The following is a 19001-nucleotide window of genomic DNA, read 5'->3' as shown; positions in this document are numbered from 1 at the left end:
CACTTGGGCCAGGCAGGCCTGCGGTGATCTGTCGTTGGGGATTGAACAGGACGATTTGGCCCGTTGGGCCACCGCTGCGGGACTCGTTCCCGGGGAAAGCCTCTATGTAGGCTTACGCAATGGTTTCCAGATCCAGGTCCGCCATTTTCAGCGGCCGACTGGCGACACTCACCATCGGTAAATTCAGGAAAACATCGAGATGAGCGAATACTCCCTCTTCACCTCCGAGTCCGTGTCTGAAGGGCATCCGGACAAAATCGCCGACCAGATTTCCGATGCGGTGCTGGACGCCATCATTGCTGAAGACAAGTTCGCCCGTGTGGCGTGCGAGACTCTGGTCAAAACCGGCGTTGCAATCATCGCAGGTGAAGTCACCACGTCGGCCTGGGTCGATCTGGAAGAAATCGTGCGTAACGTCATCCTGGACATCGGCTACAACAGCTCCGATGTCGGCTTCGACGGCGCCACTTGCGGTGTGATGAACATCATCGGCAAGCAGTCCCCTGACATCAACCAGGGTGTTGACCGCGCCAAGCCTGAAGATCAGGGCGCCGGCGACCAGGGCCTGATGTTCGGCTACGCCAGCAACGAAACCGACGTGCTGATGCCAGCACCGATCACGTTCTCGCACCAGCTTGTGCAAAGGCAAGCCGAGGCCCGTAAATCCGGCCTGCTGCCTTGGCTGCGCCCGGACGCCAAGTCGCAAGTGACTTGCCGTTACGAAGGCGGCAAGGTTGTCGGTATCGACGCCGTTGTACTGTCGACCCAACACAACCCTGAAGTGTCGTACAAAGACCTGCGCGAAGGCGTGATGGAGCTGATCGTCAAGCACGTGCTGCCTGCCGAACTGCTGACCAAAGACACCCAGTTCCACATCAACCCGACTGGCCAGTTCATCATCGGTGGCCCGGTTGGCGACTGCGGCCTGACCGGTCGCAAGATCATCGTCGACAGCTACGGCGGCATGGCTCGTCACGGCGGCGGCGCGTTCTCGGGTAAAGATCCATCGAAGGTTGACCGTTCGGCGGCTTATGCCGGTCGTTATGTAGCCAAGAACATCGTCGCTGCCGGCCTGGCCGAGCGTTGCGAGATTCAGGTTTCCTACGCGATCGGTGTGGCCCAGCCTACGTCGATCTCGCTGAACACCTTCGGCACCGGCAAAATCAGCGACGACAAAATCGTCAAACTGGTTCGCGAAGTGTTCGACCTGCGTCCATACGCAATCACCACCATGCTCGACCTGCTGCACCCGATGTATCAGGAAACCGCTGCGTACGGCCACTTCGGTCGCACTCCGCAAACCAAGACTGTCGGTGACGATACTTTCACCACCTTCACTTGGGAAAAGACCGACCGCGCCGATTCGTTGCGCGCTGCTGCCGGCCTGTAAGACCTTCCCGGCGGTACCAAAAGCCCCGCACGGTTCGCGCCGTGCGGGGCTTTTTATTGGCTGCCGCATTCCCCTGTGGGAGCGAGCCTGCTCGCGAAGAGGCCGGTCGAGTCACTCTGCCACATCCAGTAAAACACCCACCCTGCGCACCACCCAATACTGACCTAGCCTTCAAGCATCCCAACGAGCAAGGACGCTCTAGATGCTCCCCAACCTGCGCCTGTTTTTCGCCCTCCTGCTGACATCCCTGACCGCCAGCGCCACCGACTGCCCAGACTGGCCTCCCGCCCGTGCCCAGGCCGAGATCAACTCTGCCCAACAACAAATCGACTTATGGGACGAGAACTACCACCGCAACGGTCGCTCACTGATTGCAGACGAACTCTACGACCAGTCCCGCGTCCGTCTGACGCAATGGCGCACCTGCTTCAACCTCGGCGCCACTGCCGAGCCGCTACGAACGGCGGGCGGCAAGGTGCCTCATCCCATAGCCCACACTGGTCTGGAAAAAATCCACGATGGGCGCGGCGTCCAACACTGGTTGCGTGAGCGCAAGGACGTCTGGATTCAACCCAAGGTCGATGGCGTGGCGGTGTCATTGATTTATCGCAAAGGCTTGCTGCATCAGGCGATCAGTCGAGGCGATGGAATCAACGGCCAGGACTGGACGGTTTCTGCCCACCAGATCGCCGCCATTCCCCGGCAACTGGCCCGACCGCTGGACTTGTTGGTGCAAGGCGAACTCTACTGGCGCCTGACCGATCACTTGCAAGCCCAAGCCGGTAGCCTCAACGCCCGGGCAACCGTTGCGGGATTGATGGCGCGCAATACGCTGAGTGCCGAGCAGGCTGCCGGGATCGGTCTGTTTGTCTGGAATTGGCCGCAAGGCCCGGCCAGTTTGCCTGCCAGGGTAGCGGTGCTGAGTGAGTTGGGCTTCCCCACCACCGAGGCCTTCAGTCAGCCAATCAATGCCTTCGCCGACGCCGAACGTTGGCGTGATCACTGGTATCGCTCCCCGCTGCCCTTCGCCAGCGACGGTATCGTCCTGCGCCAGGATCAGCGCCCGTCCGCCGAGCGCTGGCAGGCGCGGCCGCCTTATTGGAGCGTCGGCTGGAAATACCCTTTTGCCCAGGCGCTGGCCGAGGTGCGCAAAGTCAATTTCAAGATCGGTCGGACCGGACGGATCACACCAGTGCTGGAGCTTGCGCCAGTGAAACTCGATGACCGCCAGATCAAGCGCGTGAGCGTCAGCTCTCTGCAACGCTGGGAGCAACTGGATATTCGCCCCGGCGATCAGGTCGCCATCAGCCTCGCGGGCCTGACCATTCCAAGGCTCGATGATGTGGTGCTGCGCAGCACCGAACGCCTTGAGGTGAATGCACCGCTGGCGTCGGAATTTCATCACTTGAGTTGCTGGCAACCGACACCGGGGTGTGAGAGTCAATTCCTTGCGCGGCTGACCTGGCTCAGCGGCAAGCAGGGGCTGGCCCTGCCCCACGTCGGCCCTGGCACCTGGGAGAAACTTTTCGAAACAGGCCACCTGAACACCCTGCTGGATTGGTTGACCCTCGATGCTCAAGAGCTTGCTAACATTGATGGCTTCGGCGAGCGCAGCAGCGCTCGTCTTTTAAACAGTTTTGAAAGTGCCCGGCAACGTCCTTTCGCTCGCTGGCTAAAAGCGTTGGGCTTGCCACCGACGGGTCAGGCGCAGCTCGCCGATTCGTGGCAGGTCCTGGCTCAACGCAGCAACGAACAATGGCAAGCCGAAGCAGGCATCGGCCCGGGACGCGCAGCGCAATTGAGCGCGTTTTTCCGCGACCCGCAGGTCCTGGCCTTGAGTGAAACATTACGTGTGGCAGGCATCGACGGTTTTTAGCGACCAACAATGCTTGTCAGCCTGGGAACCCAACGGTGGCGCTGCGCTCAAACAGCCCATTGCCACATCGACCCGATTGCCTTTGCGCATGGAGCTTTTATGAAACTACTTTCACCGCTCGCCCTGCTGGCCGTTTGCGGCGTGTTGGCCACCCCACTGATGGCCGCCGAAGAAATTCCGGAACTGACCGGTTGCGCCGCCAAGAAACAAGGCATCGTCAACCAGATCGAGTTGGCCAAGAGCCACGGCAATGCCGATCAGCAAGCCGGTCTCCAGACCGCCCTGGACGAAGTCACCGCGCACTGCACCGACGCCTCCTTGAAGAAGGAACGCGAGAACAAGGTGCTCGACGCCAAGCATGAAGTCAGCAAACGTCAGGCCGATCTCGACAAGGCCATGAGCAAGGGCGATGCCGAGAAGATCAACAAACGCAAAGACAAACTCGCCGAATCCCGCAAGGAATTGCAGGAAGCGCTGGATGAGTTGGATAAGTAAGCGCGGGTGACATTGTGGCGAGGGGGCTTGCCCCCGTTCGGCTGCGCAGCAGTCGTCAATTGGGCGAACGCGGTCTGCTTTATATTCGCGCTTGCTGATTCTGGGGCCGTTTCACAGCCCAACGGGGGCAAGCCCCCTCGCCACAGGGAACGCACATCGTTCGATCAATGATCCCGAAACTGTTTATGGCACGCACTGCAGGCATCTTCGACTTTCTGCACCGCCGGCCCAAGGTTACTGGCCTTGTACGGCTGGACCTGGCTGGCGATCACCAATTCACCGGTGGCGCTTTCAAGGGTGCGGGCCATTTCCTGGAAGCGTGCCTGCTGCTGCCACACGTTGTCCTTGGCGCTGGTGTGATCTTCTTCGCGCACCTGCGGGAAATGTTTCCATGGCTCATGCGACAACGCGTCGAGTTTCGTCGCGCCTTCAGCGAACTTCGGACCGTCAAACGGAATACGACCACGCAACATGCCACCCAGGTCTTCGCCGGTCTTGAGCATTTGCTTGAAAATCGCCTTGCGCTGACCCAGCGGAGAGTTCGGGTCAACACCGCCGCAGGCAGACAAGGTCAGGCAGGCCAGCAATACAACAGAAAGTCTTTTAAGAGTCATGGTGGCTTCAGGTCACGGGGAACGGCGGCCAGTATCCTCGCGTCATCGTTAAAGACCAATAGCCCTATTATCAATAAGGGTTGTTTGAGCGCATGGAGCACTCAGGCAACCGTCAAAGGAAATTCTCCATGAACAGCCGTTTCAAGGCATGGCGCCCCCGCCTCGCCTGGACCCTTCCGATGGTGGCCGTGCTCGCGGGCTGCACCGGTGGCGAAAACAACACCCCGAAAACCCACGCCCTGGCCACTTATTCCAGCGCAACCTGGGAAGCCTTGCCGGCCGTGTCCGATAGCGACCTTGTAGCGGGCTTCGGCTCCTGGCGCAGCGCTTGCACCCGACTCAAGGCCGACCCGGTCTGGGGCTCGACCTGCGCGGCGTCGGCGAATGTGCCGCAAACCGCCGGAGAGATTCGCGGCTTCCTCAAACAGAACCTGGACGTCTACGGCCTGCGCGCCGCCAACGACAATCCCAACGGCCTGATCACCGGTTACTACGAACCGGTGTACCCCGGCAGCCTGACCCAGACTGAAGTGGCAAACATCCCGGTTTACGGCGTACCCGAGGACATGATCATTGTGTCCCTGGACAGTATTTACCCGGAACTCAAGGGCAAGCGCCTGCGCGGCCGACTTGAAGGTCGCGTGCTCAAGCCATATGACGACGCCGCCACCATTGAGAGCAAAGGGGTCAAGGCACCGGTCGTTGCATGGCTGACAGATCCGATGAACCTGCAATTCCTGCAAATCCAGGGCTCCGGGCGTATCCAGCTCGACAGTGGTCGCCAGTTGCGTATCGCTTATGCCGACCAGAACGGCCACCCGTATCGGCCGATTGGCCGCTGGCTGGTGGATCAGGGTGAGCTGAAGAAAGAAGACGTGACCATGGGCGCGATCAGCGCCTGGGCCAAGGCGAATCCGTCGCGTATTCCGCAACTGCTCGGCAGCAACCCCAGCTACGTGTTTTTCACCCAAAACCCGGACAGCAACGAAGGGCCGCGCGGCTCGCTGAACGTTCCACTCACGGCTGGCTACAGCGCGGCGGTGGATCGCAAGGTGATTCCGTTGGGCAGTCTGTTGTGGCTATCGACCACCAAACCGGACGGCAGCGCACTGGTTCGCCCGGTAGCCGCTCAGGACACGGGCGGCGCGATTGCCGGCGAAGTCCGGGCGGACCTGTTCTGGGGCACCGGCGAAGCGGCCGGGCAACTGGCCGGGGACATGAAACAGCAGGGGCAAATCTGGATGTTGTGGCCTAAGGGTGCGGCGTTGCCGACAGTTCCTCAGGTGGCTGATGCGGTGAAGCCTTGAGCCCTTTATTGGCCGTTCGATAGCTTTCGCGAGCAGGCTCGCTCCCACAAAGGAATGCATTTCCCTTGTGGGAGCGAGCCTGCTCGCGAAGAGGACCTAACTACCACCAAAAATCCCGACAGCCAGCCTCAGACCGACACAAAAAAGAAACTAGCAATCAACCCCATCCCCACAAACCACACCAGCGACCGCAAGATCGCCCAGTCCGCCAGATAACAAATGATGTACAGCAACCGACTGGTGATAAACAGCACCGCCAGCACGTTGACCGTCACCAACTGCGCCGTGCCCACCAGATGCGCCACGATCACCGCAATCGCAAACGCCGGCATCACCTCAAAACTGTTCAACTGCGCCGCATGCGCCCGTCTGGCGAAACCATTCAGCGACTCAAGAAAGTCCCGGGGATCATGGTTGTCTTGCAACCGGTACCCGCCACTGGCCTTGGCAACGGCCGTGCAGATATACGGCAGGAAAATCGCGATCAAAACGCACCACAGAGCAACCGTCATAAAGCAGTCCCTTCTTCAATTTAAAAAATTCGGGGGCCAGTCAAAACTTCATCACCAGCATGCCGATCAGCACCAACCCACAGGCTAAGAGCCGTGGCCGGCCGAAAGGTTCTTTCAAGTAGCGCATGCCGAACAACACCACCAGGATCACGCTGATCTCGCGCAGCGCCGCCGCTTCGGCAATCGAGCCCAGTTGCATGGCCCACAGCACCAAAGCGTAGCTGAACAACACACAAAACCCGACCGCCAGCCCCAGTCGCCACTGCTCACGCCAAAACAGCATGAACGCCGGACGTTTGCGTACCAACGCCAGTAACGGGAAAGGCCAGGCACTGAGCAGCGTGACCCAGACCAGGTAGTCCAGCGGATGCGACCAGCGCCGCAAGGCCTGGCCATCGATGAAGGTGTAACAGCCGATGCACAGGCCGATCAGCGCCACCACCGGCAGCATCGACCACGGCAAGCGTGCACCGCCACCGCCCTGCCAGAGCAGGCACAGCATGCCGAACGGGATCAGCAAAATGCCGAAGATCTGCTGATGCGTCAGCACTTCCCCGGCGAAGATCAGCGTCAGCGCCAGCACCACCAGTGGCGACAACCCACGCATCAGCGGATAGACCAGCCCCAAGTCACCGACCCGATAGGCCTGAATAAGCAGATAGCGATACAGCAACTCGAACGCTGCCGATGCCAGAATCCATGGCCATATTTCCATGGGCGGCAGGTTCACGAACGGCAGCATCACGGCGACAAACAACATCGCCACGCTGTCCATGCAAGCCACTACCAGCAACCGCTCGGCGCTGAATTTGATCAGGGTATTCCACGCCGCATGCAACAGCGCCGCCACCAACACCAGTGCTGTTGCAAGCACGGCCCACTCCTTTTGTTGCCCGCCGCGCCCCCGTAGGAGCGAGGCTTGCCCGCGAAGGCAATCTCAAGAACACCTTCGCGGGCAAGCCTCGCTCCGACAAGAGGCAGGCAGATAATTGATTCGCCATATGTCCGCAGCTGTTTATACTGCAAGCGACCACGCCGCACTCAGTTGCGCACAGACTAATTCCAATAATTTCTGCCCCCGCCCGTCCTCCTCGAGAACGGTCGATGGCCTGCGTATGCCTGATCAGAGCGTCAAGACTACCGACAGAGACCTTGCGCATGCCACTCGCCTTGCTTGCCCTCGCTGTTGCCGCGTTCGGCATCGGCACCACTGAATTCGTCATCATGGGCTTACTGCCCGATGTTGCCCGCGACCTCGCCGTGAGCATTCCCCACGCCGGCCTGCTGATCACCGGTTACGCCCTGGGCGTAGTGTTCGGCGCGCCGATCCTGGCGATCGGCACCGCCAACATGCCACGCAAAGCCACGCTATTGGGGATGACGTTGATGTTTATCCTCGGCAACATTCTGTGTGCACTGGCGCCGAATTACGCGACGCTGATGGCCGCCCGGGTGGTCACCGCGCTGTGCCACGGCGCGTTCTTCGGTATCGGCTCAGTGGTCGCGGCAGGTTTGGTCGCTCCAAACAAACGCGCCCAGGCGATTGCCATGATGTTCACCGGCCTGACCCTGGCAAATGTGCTCGGCGTGCCACTGGGCACCGCACTCGGGCAGTACGCCGGTTGGCGCTCGACGTTCTGGGCCGTGTCAGTGATCGGTGTGATCGCGGCCATTGCCCAGTGGGTCTGGCTGCCGAAAGACATCGCCATGGACAAGGCCAACCTGGCCAGTGAGTTCAAGGTGCTGGGCAAGGTCAATGTGTTGTTGGCCTTGGGCATGAGCGTGCTGGCGTCCACCAGTCTGTTCAGCGTGTTCACCTACATCGCGCCGATCCTGCAAGACATCACCGGCGTCAGTCCCCACGGCGTGACCCTCATGTTGCTGTTGTTCGGCGTCGGCCTGACGGCGGGCAGCATGCTTGGCGGTCGGCTGGCAGACAGTCGCTTGCTGCCTTCGCTGGTCGGCATGGCGCTGGCGGTCATGGTGGTGTTGGCGGCGTTCAGCCAGACCAGCCATTCGGTGATTCCGGCGGCAATTACGCTGGTGTTGTGGGGGATTTTTGCGTTCGCCCTGTGCCCGATCCTGCAACTGCTGATCATCGATCAGGCGCATGAAGCGCCGAACCTGGGTTCGACGTTGAACCAGAGTGCATTCAATCTCGGCAATGCCGCCGGCGCGTGGATTGGCGGGCTGGTGGTTGCCAGCGGCGCGGACCTGGCCGACTTGCCATGGACCGGCGCGCTGGTCAGTGGCCTGACGGTGCTGACGGCGCTTTTCTATATCTACCTGCAACGTCGTGGCGCGACTGCGGTCAATGTGTCCGGCTGAATAATTGCGTTGCTCCTGAGATTGCTTTCGCGGGCAAGCCTCGCTCCTACAGGACTTACACAATCCCCTGTAGGAGCGAGGCTTGCCCGCGAAGAAGCCAACTCGATCCAACTGCCTCAACCCCGATTTCTCACCCCTCATCCAAAGGACCCCGGATGCTTGAACTTGTCGCTGCGTTTATCTGCCTCACCTCCCTCCTCACCTACGTGAATTTCCGTTTCATCGGCCTGCCGCCGACCATCGGCGTGATGGTCACCGCGCTGATGTTTTCCCTGCTGCTGCAAGGCCTGAGCTTCATCGGTTACCCAGGCCTGGAAGAACGTGTGCAGCAACTGATCGGCCAGATCGACTTCGGTGATCTGCTGATGAACTGGATGCTGTCGTTCCTGCTGTTCGCCGGCGCGTTGCACGTCAACCTGAACGACCTGCGCAGTTACCGTTGGCCCATCGGTCTACTGGCGACGTTCGGTGTGTTGATCGCCACGGCGGTGATCGGCAGCCTCGCCTATTACATTTTTGCCCTGTTCGGCTGGCACGTGAGCTTCCTCTATTGCCTGCTGTTCGGCGCGCTGATTTCCCCCACCGATCCGATCGCAGTACTCGGCGTGCTGCGGACTGCCAACGCGTCCAAGCCGCTGAAAACCACGATCGTCGGCGAGTCGCTGTTCAATGACGGCACGGCGGTGGTGGTGTTCACCGTGTTGCTCGGCATCGCGCAACTGGGTGAAACCCCGACCGTCGGCGCCACGGCCATGCTGTTCGTCCACGAGGCGATTGGCGGTGTGCTGTTCGGCGGGCTTATCGGTTATCTGGTGTACCTGATGATCAAGAGCATCGAGCAGCATCAGATCGAAGTGATGCTGACCCTGGCGCTGGTGATCGGCGGTTCGGCCATGGCCTCGGAACTGCACGTATCCGCACCGATTGCGATGGTGGTCGCCGGCCTGATCATCGGCAACCTGGGGCGCAACCTGGCGATGAACGACATGACCCGAAAGTACCTGGACGGTTTCTGGGAGTTGCTCGATGACATGCTCAATGCCTTGCTGTTCGCGCTGATCGGCATGGAGCTGTTGCTGCTGCCGTTCAACTGGCTGCACGTACTGGCCGCAAGTTTGCTGGCGCTGGCCATTCTGCTGTCGCGCCTGCTGACAGTGGCCCCGGCAATCCTGCTGCTGCGGCGCTGGCGCACGGTGCCGCGCGGGACGATCCGGATTCTGACGTGGGGTGGTTTGCGCGGCGGTGTTTCGGTGGCGCTGGCCCTGGCGTTGCCGCTGGGCCCGGAACGCGATCTGATCTTGAGCATCACCTACATTGTGGTGTTGTCGTCGATCCTGTTGCAGGGTTTGAGCATCGGCAAACTGGTCAAGCACGTGACCAAGGATGAGCCTGCGCCAACGGCACAGGCTGAGCATCACTGATTACTTCTTGAGCTTGCGCGGATCGGCCTGCTGATCCGTGCCCAGCTTCGGCGGCCCGCTTTCGCTGCGGATCTGCGCATGACTGATCAGCGCAAAGATGCAGCTGCCGCCGATGATGTTGCCGGCCAGCGTCGGCCCGGCGAACACCAGCCAGAAATCCTTCCACGGCAACTCGCCGGCAAACACCAGATACGACACTTCCGCCGAACCGACCACGATGTGGGTGAAATCCCCCAGCGCCATCAGGTAGGTGATGAGGATGATGATCCACATCTTGGCGCTCTCCATGGACGGAATCATCCAGACCATGGTGGCGATCATCCAGCCGGAGATGATGCCTTTGGCGAACATCTGGCTGGCGCTGTTTTCCATGATCTTGCGTCCGATCTCGAGGAAGGCCAGGTCGGTCTTGGTATCGAAAATCGGCAGGTGCAGCATCACGTAGGCCACCAGCAACGTGCCGCACAGGTTGCCAAACAGCACGACGCCCCATAGACGGATCAAACGACCGAAATTATTCAGCGTGGGCTTGGTCATGACCGGCAGCACGGCGGTCAGGGTGTTTTCGGTGAACAGTTGCTGGCGCGCCAGGATCACCGCGAGGAAACCCGCGCAGTAGCCGAAACTGGCAATAACCTTGAAACCTTCACCGTCCGGCAGCCGGGAGTTGAGCAACCCCATGGCCATCAGCGACAGGCCCATGGTCAGGCCCGCTGCGAGGGCCGACCACCAAAGGGCGGCGACGCTGCGCTCGAGTTCCTGATCACCCTGGGTGCGGATGATTTCATGCAGCACCGCCGCACGGGGCGGCTGGTTCTTTTCGACGTCATGCTGTTCTTCAGCCGAGAGGTTCGGGGTCTTGCCGTCTTTTTGAGTGTCCATGGAGCTCCGGAACCGGTGGCGTGTCATGTACGTACGACACGCGGGGTTCGGAGCTGTTCACTGAACGCCCAACGAAACCTTCTCTGTAGGAGCGAGGCTTGCCCGCGAAGGGCCCACCTCGGTTTTGGTGGTGAGGCAAATGACGCCTTCGCGAGCAAGCTTCGCTCCTACAGGGCTCGCATTACTCGCTGGCGACTTCATCCTTGAACTGGTCTTTGACGTACAGGATCTCGGTCCGCCCGTGCGGTGCCGGCAAGCCGTCCTCACCGAGGTTGACGAAGACCATGCGCTCTACCGTGAGGATGCTTTTGCGCGTGATCTTGTTGCGCACTTCGCAGGTCAGGGTGATGGAGGTGCGGCCGAACTCGGTGGCGGTGATGCCCAGTTCGATGATGTCGCCCTGGCGCGAGGCGCTGACGAAGTTGATTTCGGAAATGTACTTGGTGACCACGCGCTGGTTGCCCAGCTGGACGATCGCATAGATCGCCGCTTCTTCGTCGATCCAGCGCAACAGGCTGCCGCCGAATAGCGTGCCGTTGGGGTTCAAGTCTTCGGGTTTTACCCATTTGCGGGTGTGGAAATTCATATTCACTCCTGAGCGTCTTGCCGAATGATGGGCGCCATCATGGCAGAGCCCGACCTAGAGCTCTATTAAGCATCCACTATGGTCTCGATTACCGTTCAGACATTGACCAACAGAAACCCTTTAGAAGATGAGATTAGCCCGCTATAATCGCCACCGTTTCAGAACGGTAACTTTTCATTGATACCGTTTTCCCGCCACCTGTCCGAGGGGCGCTGCAGCAGGTCAAACCTGTCAGGCTCGGATGGGGCGTTGCCTGGTCTCATCGACCGGACACTAAACGCACAACGGCGCCCATTCGCATACATTACGAATGGAGGCTCATCATGAGCGCTGTTATCACGCCTGCAGATTTTACCGATTACAAAGTTGCCGACATGTCCCTGGCTGCCTGGGGTCGTCGCGAAACCATCATCGCCGAATCCGAAATGCCAGCCCTGATGGGTCTGCGCCGCAAATACGCCGGTGAGCAGCCACTCAAAGGCGCCAAGATTCTCGGCTGCATCCACATGACCATTCAGACTGCCGTGCTGATCGAAACCCTGGTTGCCCTGGGTGCCGAAGTTCGCTGGTCGTCCTGCAACATTTTCTCGACTCAAGACCAGGCCGCTGCTGCCATCGCCGCTGCCGGCATCGCTGTTTACGCCTGGAAAGGCGAAACCGAAGAAGAGTACGAGTGGTGCCTTGAGCAAACCATCCTGAAAGATGGCGCGCCTTGGGATGCCAACATGATCCTCGACGACGGCGGCGACCTGACCGAGCTGCTGCACAAGAAATATCCGGCGATCCTGGACCGCGTCCACGGCGTCACCGAAGAAACCACCACTGGCGTTCACCGCCTGCTGGACATGCTGGCCAAGGGCGAACTGAAAATCCCGGCCATCAACGTCAACGACTCGGTCACCAAGAGCAAGAACGACAACAAGTACGGCTGCCGTCACAGCCTGAACGATGCCATCAAGCGCGGTACCGACCACCTGCTGTCCGGCAAGCAAGCGCTGGTCATCGGTTACGGTGACGTGGGCAAGGGCTCGGCCCAGTCCCTGCGTCAGGAAGGCATGATCGTTAAAGTCTCCGAAGTCGACCCGATCTGCGCCATGCAAGCCTGCATGGACGGTTTCGAACTGGTTTCGCCGTTCATCGACGGGATCAACACCGGCACCGAAGAAAGCATCGACAAAGCACTGCTGGGCAAGATCGACCTGATCGTGACCACCACCGGCAACGTCAATGTTTGCGACTCGAACATGCTCAAAGCCCTGAAGAAGCGCGCTGTTGTCTGCAACATCGGCCACTTCGACAACGAAATCGACACCGCTTTCATGCGCAAGAACTGGGCATGGGAAGAAGTGAAGCCACAGGTTCACAAAATCCACCGTACCGGTCCTGGCGCATTCGATGCCCAGAACGACGACTACCTGATCCTGCTGGCCGAAGGCCGTCTGGTTAACCTGGGTAACGCCACCGGTCACCCGAGCCGCATCATGGACGGTTCGTTCGCCAACCAGGTTCTGGCTCAGATCTTCCTGTTCGGCCAGAAGTACGCCGACCTGTCGCCAGCCCAGAAAGCCGAGCGCCTGACGGTTGAAGTACTGCCGAAGAAACTCGACGAAGAAGTGGCCCTGGAAATGGTCCGCGGTTTCGGCGGCGTCGTGACTCAACTGACCAAGACCCAGGCCGACTACATCGGCGTGACCGTCGAAGGTCCGTTCAAGCCGCACGCATACCGCTACTGATCGGTCCTGATGTCCGCCCTGCATTGTGGGGCGGACTCATCGCTCTGTAGGAGCGAAGCTTGCTCGCGAACTCTTCACCACGGTGTTCCTGAAACACCGCGGTGCCAGAATTCGCGAGCAAGCTTCGCTCCTACAGTAAGCGCAGCGCCTGCAAGGCTTAAGCGTTTCCAAGGATATGACCATGTCCCAAGACCGTCGCTACAGCTTCGAGTTCTTCCCTACGAAGACCGACGCTGGGCATGAAAAGCTACTCGCCACTGCCCGTCAGCTGGCAACTTACAACCCCGATTTCTTCTCCTGCACCTATGGCGCTGGCGGTTCGACCCGTGATCGCACCATCAACACCGTGTTGCAGCTCGAAAGCGAAGTCAAAGTCCCTGCCGCACCGCATCTGTCTTGCGTGGGCGACAGCAAGGACGACCTGCGTGGCCTGCTGACGCAATACAAGGCCGCCGGCATTACTCGCATCGTTGCCCTGCGCGGTGACCTGCCTTCGGGCATGGGCATGGCCAGCGGTGAACTGCGCCACGCCAACGACCTGGTTGAATTCATCCGTGAAGAAACCGGCGATCATTTCCACATCGAAGTCGCCGCCTACCCGGAAATGCATCCGCAGGCGCGCAATTTCGAAGACGATCTGAACAACTTCGTGCGCAAGGCCAACGCTGGCGCCGACAGTGCAATCACCCAGTACTTCTTCAACGCCGACAGCTACTTCTACTTCGTCGAGCGTGTACGGGCGATGGGCGTGAACATCCCGATCGTGCCGGGGATCATGCCGATCACCAACTACAGCAAACTTGCGCGCTTCTCCGATGCCTGCGGTGCGGAAATCCCGCGCTGGATCCGCAAGCAACTGGAAGCCTACGGCGACGACACCCAGAGCATTCAAGGCTTTGGTGAGCAAGTCATCACCGAGATGTGCGAACGCCTGCTGCAAGGTGGCGCGCCAGGGTTGCACTTCTACACGTTGAACCAGGCTGAACCGAGTCTGGCGGTGTGGAATAACCTGAAGCTGCCGCGGTAAAAGTCGTACAAGCAAGATCAAAAGATCGCAGCCTTCGGCAGCGCTTACATTGGGTTTGTGTAATCCCTGTAGGCGCTGGCGAAGTCTGCGATCTTTTGCTTTCAACGCCCTTTTATTGTGCGGCAACACACTGAGGTAGAGCTTCTGCGGCCAGTTTCTGGCTCTTTACGGTTTCTCGTCGTAATCTCAAGCCATGCCTTTGATCTCGCAGCTCCTGACCGTGCTTCTTTTCACTTGCCTGAGCTTTGCCGCTCGGGGCGAGAAATTGCGCATTGTCACGGAGCCGTGGGCACCTTACGTGTACGAGGAAAACGGCAAATCCCTGGGCCTGGACTACGAAACCACGGCCATCGTTTTCAAACGCCTGGGGATTGAAGTGGAATGGCAGTTCCTGCCGTGGAAGCGTTGCCTGTCGATGCTCGACACCGGCCAGGCCGACGGTGCGCTGGATATTTTCCACAGCGATGAGCGTGACGCCACCCTGCTTTACCCCAGCGAACCGCTCTCTGAAGTCGAGTTCGTGATGTTCTACGCCAACGAGCGGCCGCATCCGTTCAGCACCCTTAATGACCTGAAAGGCCTGACCATCGGCACTTCGCCAGGTTATCTGTACAGCGAGGACTTCAGCGGCTCGACGCTGTTTACCCGCGAGCCTGCGCCGACCCACGAAGCCAACTTCGGCAAACTGCTGCGCGGACGGATCGACCTGCTGATCACTGATCGCCGGGTCGGCCAACATTTGCTGGATGAGCTGAAGATCCGCGATCAGATCACCGAAAACCCCACGATCATCAGCCACCAGAGCCAATTTCTGGCGGTTCGGCGCAACGCCGGCATGGATTTGCTGGTGCAGCGCTTTGGCGCCGAACTCAAGCGTTTCAAGCGCGAGCCCGCGTATGCGGAGCTGAGCGCCCGTTATGGCGCAAGTCCCGGCCCCGATATCAAAGCTACAACCGCCACCGCCGTCCGCGAGAAAACCGTTGAGCAGCAGGAAAGCGGCGCGCAGTGATTGCTCTGTTATACTCCGGCCTTCCCGCCAGGCTCACGCCCGGACGCTCGGAATCGTTCAAGGCATCTCGACCCCGCTACAGCGCAGCTTTTCAGCCCGCGCGAGCGCTCCAGACGAGCCTTCGAAACCCAGCAGGACCGGACGGGATTGCGTTCCTCTTAAACGCCATTCGCGCCAGGCAAGACTCCCATTGGGCCAAGCCCTAACTAAAACAGGATTACTCATGTCCTTTGCTTCCCTCGGTCTCTCCGAGGCTTTAGTCCGCGCCATCGAGGCAGCGGGCTATACCGAGCCTACTCCGGTGCAACAGCGGGCCATTCCCGCCGTGTTGCAAGGTCGCGACCTGATGGTCGCGGCTCAGACAGGTACTGGTAAAACCGGCGGCTTCGCCCTTCCGATTCTGGAGCGGTTGTTCCCCAACGGTCACCCGGACAAATCCCAGCGTCACGGCCCGCGCCAACCGCGCGTACTGGTCCTGACCCCTACCCGCGAACTCGCGGCTCAAGTACACGAGAGCTTCAAGGTCTATGCCCGTGACCTGAAGTTCGTCAGCGCCTGCATTTTCGGCGGCGTCGGCATGAACCCACAGGTTCAGGCCATGTCCCGCGGTGTTGACGTGCTGGTGGCCTGCCCTGGCCGCCTGCTCGACCTCGCCGGCCAAGGCAGCGTCGATTTGTCCCACGTGGAAATCCTCGTGCTGGACGAAGCCGACCGCATGCTCGACATGGGCTTCGTCCATGACGTGAAAAAGGTCCTCGCCCGTCTGCCGAGCAAACGCCAGAACCTGCTGTTCTCGGCGACGTTCTCCAAAGACATCACCGACCTCGCCGGCAAGCTGCTGCACAACCCGGAACGCATCGAAGTCACGCCGCCGAACACCACGGTCGAGCGTATCGAACAGCGTGTGTTCCGCCTGGCCGCCAGCCACAAGCGTTCGCTGCTGGCGCACCTGATTACCGCTGGCGCCTGGGAACAGGTTCTGGTCTTCACCCGCACCAAGCACGGCGCCAACCGCCTGGCCGAGTACCTGGACAAACACGGCCTGAGCGCCGTTGCCATCCACGGTAACAAGAGCCAGAACGCTCGCACCAAAGCCCTGGCCGACTTCAAGGCCGGCGAAGTGCGCATCCTGGTTGCCACCGACATCGCCGCTCGCGGCCTCGACATCGACCAGTTGCCACACGTGGTCAACTTCGAGCTGCCGAACGTCGACGAAGACTACGTGCACCGTATCGGCCGTACTGGCCGCGCCGGCCGCTCGGGCGAGGCGATCTCGCTGGTGGCCCCGGACGAAGAAAAACTGCTGAAAAGCATCGAACGCATGACCAAGCAGAAGATTGCCGACGGCAACCTGATGGGCTTCGACTCCAGCGCTGTAGAAGCCGAGAAACCAGAAGTCCGCGAGCGTCCGGATGTGCGTAACCCGCGCAACCCACGTGGCCCGCGCGGCGACGGTCCGACCGGCACTGGCGGTGGCGGCGGTCGTAAAGACAAAGGCAAGGACAAGGGCGGCAAGGAAAAACCTGCTGCCACTGGCCGTGGCGATCGCCCGGCCCGTGAACACAAACCACGCGAAGGCACCCCGGCGCGCGAGCAACAGCGTCCGGCGCCACGCGCTGCCGCCGCTGATCGTGCTCCGGACGAGTTCCTGGATGACGATGTGGATAACTTCGGTAACCGCGTTGACTACGTGCCTCAGGCCAAACCGGCCCAGGGTCGTGGTCGTCGCCCGGGTGCTCCGGCACAAGGTGCGGCAGCTGGCGCTGGTGCAGGTGCTCCGCGCACCGGCGGCAAGCCGCAGGGTCGCCAAAGCGGTCCACGCAGCAGCGACGGCGCCACCACCGGCACCCCGCCAGCCAAGCGCAGCGGCCCACGCAACGGCGCTCCACGTGACGGTCAGGCCCGTCGCGAAGAGTCCCGCAACCGCCGCCCGGCCCGTGACGACCAGCCTCGTTCGGAACCGGCCGTGCAGAACCCGCGTGGCCCGGCACCGAAGATCATCCATAAAGAGTCGAAAACCGATCGGTTCCCGACTCCTGAGCAACTGGATCAACTGCCAGGTCGCCCGCGCGGCGAAAAACCAGCCTTGCTGACCCGCAATCGCTGAGTTTTTGAAGTAAACAAAAATGCCCCGGATCGCGAGATCCGGGGCATTTTTTTGTGCACTCCACAAACCCGTAGGAGCGAGGCTTGCCCGCGAAGGAGGCGACTCAATTTTTGTGGCGTGTCTGATGGCGCCTTCGCGGGCAAGCCTCGCTCCTACAGGAAATTGGGTCATACACAAGCCGTGTGCACTGAAGACCATGTGGGAGCGAGCTTGCTCGCGATAGCGGTCTGTCAGTTAACTGAGATTTGTCTGATACAACGCCTTCGCGAGCAAGCCCGCTCCCACAGGGGATATGCGATGGTCATGCAAATTTTGGCAGGCATAAAAAAACGCCCCGGATCGCGAGATCGGGGGCGTTTTTGTTGAAGCGGCGAAAGTTACTTCGCTTTGACACCTTCAAAGGTGATGTACAGCTCGACCGCATCGGACGATGGGCCCAGGTCTTTCTGCTTGCCGAAGTCGGAACGCTTCAGGTTGGTAGTACCTTCGAAGCCTGCACGGTAGCCGCCCCATGGATCCTTGCCTTCACCCAGGAAAGTCGCCTTGACCACGATTGGCTTGGTCACACCAGCAATGGTCAGGTCGCCGGTCACGTCAGCAGTGTCTTTGCCAGCGGCGTTTTTGCCGGTGGATTTGACGCTGGTGGAAACGAAGGTGGCTTTAGCAAACTTGCTCGCGTTCAGGAAGTCACCGCTGGCGATGTGCTTGTCACGCTCAGCGTTGTTAGTGAACACGCTGGAAGTGTTCACATTGAACTCGATCTTGCTGTCTTCAGGCTTGGCAGCGTCGAAGCTGAACTTGCCGTCGATATCCTTGAAAGTACCGGTAATGAAGCTGTAGCCCAGGTGGCTGATCTTGAAGTCGACGAAGGCGTGCTGGCCTTCTTTGTCGACGGTGTAGTCAGCAGCCATCACGTTTGCCGACAGCAGAGCAGAACCGATTGCCAGAGCGGCGAGAGTCTTTTTCAACATGCTTTCTATTCCTTTGGAGTCGAGGTTGAACTTCAAGCTTTGCGGCCGAGCATTCGCATCAGCGTCGCATCACGGTCGATAAAGTGGTGCTTCAATGCTGCCAACGCATGGAGACCGGAAAAAATTACCAGTAGCCATGCCAGATACAGATGAATCACACCGGCGGTATCTGCCTGATCCGGTAGTCCGGACACCAGCGCAGGAATCTCAAACAGGCCAAACACCGGAATACCGACACCGTCTGCGGTGGAAATCAGGTAACCGGCAATCATCACAGCGAACAGACTGATGTACAGGAACGCATGGCCGAACTTGGCGCCAAGGCGCGTCATGCGGCTATAGCTCTGCAATGCTGGCGGCGGCGGACTGATGAAACGCCACAACACCCGCAGCAGCATGATGGCGAACAGCGTCAGGCCAATACTTTTGTGCAGGTCCGGCGCGTCTTTGCGCCAGGTGCTGTAGTAATCCAGGCCAACCATCCACAGGCCCAACGCGAACAGCCCGAAGACCACCAACGCCACGCCCCAGTGCAGTAAAACGCTGACCCAACCGTAGCGAGAAGAAGAGTTACGTAGCTGCATTGCCCATATCCCGTGAGAACTGCGACCAAGACTATCGAGTTATCTATCGATTTAAAGCGGAAAATTTCGCTTTGAAATATCGAGAAATACGATCAAGAGTCTGTAATGCATCAGTTAAGGAAAGATTAAAGACCCAATGTGTGAAAAGAAAAGACGTCC

At 59.9% G+C, this 19001-nt stretch carries 17 protein-coding genes, 1 pseudogene and 1 riboswitch; of the genes and pseudogenes, 11 read left to right on the top strand and 7 right to left on the bottom strand.

All coding sequences use genetic code 11. The features are described 5' to 3' along the window. The 4 genes and pseudogenes from ACIOYV_RS24465 to ACIOYV_RS24450 all read left to right on the top strand — a co-directional run. Positions 1 to 181: pseudogene (locus ACIOYV_RS24465) on the top strand (ArsR family transcriptional regulator); the annotation flags it as partial. An 18-nt stretch (positions 182 to 199) separates the two neighbouring features. Then, positions 200 to 1390, top strand: coding sequence for a methionine adenosyltransferase (metK, locus tag ACIOYV_RS24460; protein ID WP_163911044.1), 1191 nt, complete (start codon positions 200 to 202; stop codon positions 1388 to 1390). A 202-nt stretch (positions 1391 to 1592) separates the two neighbouring features. After that, positions 1593 to 3266 (top strand): NAD-dependent DNA ligase LigB, encoded by a 1674-nt coding sequence (gene ligB, locus ACIOYV_RS24455; RefSeq protein ID WP_401327733.1) that lies wholly within the window; start codon positions 1593 to 1595, stop codon positions 3264 to 3266. 99 nt (positions 3267 to 3365) lie between these two features. Further along, positions 3366 to 3761, top strand: coding sequence for a DUF1090 domain-containing protein (locus ACIOYV_RS24450; RefSeq protein ID WP_265041375.1), 396 nt, complete (start codon positions 3366 to 3368; stop codon positions 3759 to 3761). Between the two features lie 164 nt (positions 3762 to 3925). On the opposite strand, the gene ACIOYV_RS24445 is transcribed toward ACIOYV_RS24450, so the two are convergent. Continuing rightward, positions 3926 to 4375: a cytochrome c gene (locus ACIOYV_RS24445; RefSeq protein ID WP_054044264.1), complete on the bottom strand. Its 450-nt coding sequence runs from the start codon at positions 4373 to 4375 to the stop codon at positions 3926 to 3928. Positions 4376 to 4503: 128 nt separating this feature from the next. Here ACIOYV_RS24445 and ACIOYV_RS24440 point away from each other — a divergent pair, with 128 nt between their 5' ends. Continuing rightward, the gene (locus ACIOYV_RS24440) at positions 4504 to 5682 is read left to right on the top strand and encodes a murein transglycosylase A (protein ID WP_265041376.1); all 1179 of its coding nucleotides are present in this window, start codon (positions 4504 to 4506) and stop codon (positions 5680 to 5682) included. 128 nt (positions 5683 to 5810) lie between these two features. Here ACIOYV_RS24440 and ACIOYV_RS24435 read toward each other — a convergent pair whose 3' ends face one another. Then, the gene (locus ACIOYV_RS24435; protein WP_054044268.1) at positions 5811 to 6194 is read right to left on the bottom strand and encodes an MAPEG family protein; all 384 of its coding nucleotides are present in this window, start codon (positions 6192 to 6194) and stop codon (positions 5811 to 5813) included. A 40-nt stretch (positions 6195 to 6234) separates the two neighbouring features. Next, the gene (locus tag ACIOYV_RS24430) at positions 6235 to 7068 is read right to left on the bottom strand and encodes an EamA family transporter (protein WP_401327728.1); all 834 of its coding nucleotides are present in this window, start codon (positions 7066 to 7068) and stop codon (positions 6235 to 6237) included. Positions 7069 to 7352: 284 nt separating this feature from the next. Here ACIOYV_RS24430 and ACIOYV_RS24425 point away from each other — a divergent pair, with 284 nt between their 5' ends. Both ACIOYV_RS24425 and ACIOYV_RS24420 read left to right on the top strand, forming a co-directional pair. Continuing rightward, entirely contained in the window at positions 7353 to 8522 is a 1170-nt protein-coding gene (locus ACIOYV_RS24425; RefSeq protein ID WP_054044273.1) for an MFS transporter, read from the top strand. 155 nt (positions 8523 to 8677) lie between these two features. Further along, the gene (locus ACIOYV_RS24420) at positions 8678 to 9943 is read left to right on the top strand and encodes a sodium:proton antiporter (RefSeq protein WP_054616902.1); all 1266 of its coding nucleotides are present in this window, start codon (positions 8678 to 8680) and stop codon (positions 9941 to 9943) included. On the opposite strand, the gene ACIOYV_RS24415 is transcribed toward ACIOYV_RS24420, so the two are convergent. Continuing rightward, positions 9944 to 10825 carry a formate/nitrite transporter family protein gene (locus ACIOYV_RS24415; RefSeq protein WP_290029358.1) on the bottom strand — a complete coding sequence of 294 codons (882 nt, stop codon included), beginning with the start codon at positions 10823 to 10825 and terminating at the stop codon, positions 9944 to 9946. A gap of 181 nt (positions 10826 to 11006) precedes the next feature. Next, complete coding sequence (locus ACIOYV_RS24410; protein ID WP_163911024.1) at positions 11007 to 11411, bottom strand: acyl-CoA thioesterase; 405 nt, start codon at positions 11409 to 11411, stop codon at positions 11007 to 11009. 198 nt (positions 11412 to 11609) lie between these two features. Beyond that, a riboswitch (S-adenosyl-L-homocysteine riboswitch) is annotated at positions 11610 to 11711 on the top strand. A 23-nt stretch (positions 11712 to 11734) separates the two neighbouring features. Here ACIOYV_RS24410 and ahcY point away from each other — a divergent pair. From ahcY to ACIOYV_RS24390, 4 genes are all read left to right on the top strand, one after another. Further along, complete coding sequence (ahcY, locus tag ACIOYV_RS24405; protein WP_401327723.1) at positions 11735 to 13144, top strand: adenosylhomocysteinase; 1410 nt, start codon at positions 11735 to 11737, stop codon at positions 13142 to 13144. Between the two features lie 181 nt (positions 13145 to 13325). Continuing rightward, a complete protein-coding gene (gene metF, locus ACIOYV_RS24400) occupies positions 13326 to 14171 on the top strand; it encodes a methylenetetrahydrofolate reductase [NAD(P)H] (RefSeq protein ID WP_054044345.1) in 846 nt (281 codons plus the stop codon). Positions 14172 to 14364: 193 nt separating this feature from the next. Beyond that, complete coding sequence (locus ACIOYV_RS24395; RefSeq protein ID WP_401327719.1) at positions 14365 to 15180, top strand: substrate-binding periplasmic protein; 816 nt, start codon at positions 14365 to 14367, stop codon at positions 15178 to 15180. Positions 15181 to 15403: 223 nt separating this feature from the next. After that, entirely contained in the window at positions 15404 to 17287 is a 1884-nt protein-coding gene (locus ACIOYV_RS24390) for a DEAD/DEAH box helicase (RefSeq protein ID WP_054044347.1), read from the top strand. A gap of 377 nt (positions 17288 to 17664) precedes the next feature. Here the strand turns inward: ACIOYV_RS24390 and ACIOYV_RS24385 are convergent, their stop codons facing one another. Together ACIOYV_RS24385 and ACIOYV_RS24380 are read right to left on the bottom strand one after the other, a co-directional pair. After that, positions 17665 to 18258 carry a YceI family protein gene (locus ACIOYV_RS24385; protein ID WP_401327716.1) on the bottom strand — a complete coding sequence of 198 codons (594 nt, stop codon included), beginning with the start codon at positions 18256 to 18258 and terminating at the stop codon, positions 17665 to 17667. Between the two features lie 32 nt (positions 18259 to 18290). Then, positions 18291 to 18842, bottom strand: coding sequence for a cytochrome b (locus ACIOYV_RS24380; protein WP_054044351.1), 552 nt, complete (start codon positions 18840 to 18842; stop codon positions 18291 to 18293). Positions 18843 to 19001: the final 159 nt, after the last annotated feature.

Source organism: Pseudomonas sp. NPDC087342, assembly GCF_044744265.1.
Classification (GTDB): domain Bacteria; phylum Pseudomonadota; class Gammaproteobacteria; order Pseudomonadales; family Pseudomonadaceae; genus Aquipseudomonas; species Aquipseudomonas nunensis.
The sequence above is the reverse complement of the archived record's forward strand: the minus strand, read 5'-3'. Positions and strand labels throughout refer to the sequence as shown.